Source organism: Streptomyces sp. NPDC020898, from assembly GCF_044333925.1.
GTDB lineage: Bacteria > Actinomycetota > Actinomycetes > Streptomycetales > Streptomycetaceae > Streptomyces.
In genome coordinates this window covers 1-830 of sequence record NZ_JBIRRV010000005.1, presented here as the reverse complement: position 1 = coordinate 830, position 830 = coordinate 1, and the positions used below count along the sequence as shown (strand labels likewise).

The 830-nt window shown below is 68.3% G+C and carries 1 rRNA gene and 1 pseudogene; both read right to left on the bottom strand.

Annotated elements, in window-relative coordinates:
* Nucleotides 1-525: pseudogene (locus ACH4TV_RS17360) on the bottom strand (hypothetical protein); the annotation flags it as partial.
* Nucleotides 526-725: 200 nt separating this feature from the next.
* A 5S ribosomal RNA gene (gene rrf / locus ACH4TV_RS17355) occupies nt 726-830 on the bottom strand; the annotation flags it as partial.

The window sequence follows — 830 nt, the reverse complement described above, 5'->3', positions numbered from 1 at the left end:
GTTCACTCCGGCCACGGAACCCACCACGATCATCATCCCGACGGTCGTCACGGCGGTCGTCACGCCGAACGAAGCCACCGCGGTCACCACCACCACGGTTGTCGTCCCGACGGAACCCACCGCCGCCGCCAGGCCGATCACCTCGGTCGTCACGACGGGGTCCCGCCGGACGGTCCGAACGCTCGTCACGCCGGAAGGCCGGACGAGCCCCGCCTTCACCGTCACGACGGTCATCGCGGCGCACAAAGCCACCACGCTCACCACGGTTGTCGTCCCGGCGGAAACCGCCACCGCCACCGGGTCGATCACCCCGGTCGTCACGGCGGGGGGTCGCCGGACGGTCATCACGGCGACCGTAACCGCCTGTGGGTCGACCACCGCGGTCGGAACCACCTGTGGGTCGACTACCACGGTCGGAACCGCCCGTCGGTCGACCACCACGGTCGGAACCACCACGGTCATTGTCGCGACGGTCGTCGTCGCGGCGCGGAGCCCCGCGGTACCCGCCACGATCGCCGCGGTCACCACTGTCCCGGCGGCGCTGGTCGCGCTCCGGGCGCTCGTCGGGAGAGTTGGTGGACATGATGGGTGACTCCTGTCTTCGGTACCGCAAGTCATTCTCGCGCAGCCGGCTACCCGGCGCGCTCCGGGCTGTATTTGTCTCAAAAAACAAAAGGACCCCTGGTCCCAGCGTGAACGCTGGGACCAGGGGTCCTCCAAAGATTGTTCGGCGGCGTCCTACTCTCCCACAGGGTCCCCCCTGCAGTACCATCGGCGCTGTGAGGCTTAGCTTCCGGGTTCGGAATGTAACCGGGCGTTTCCCTCACGCT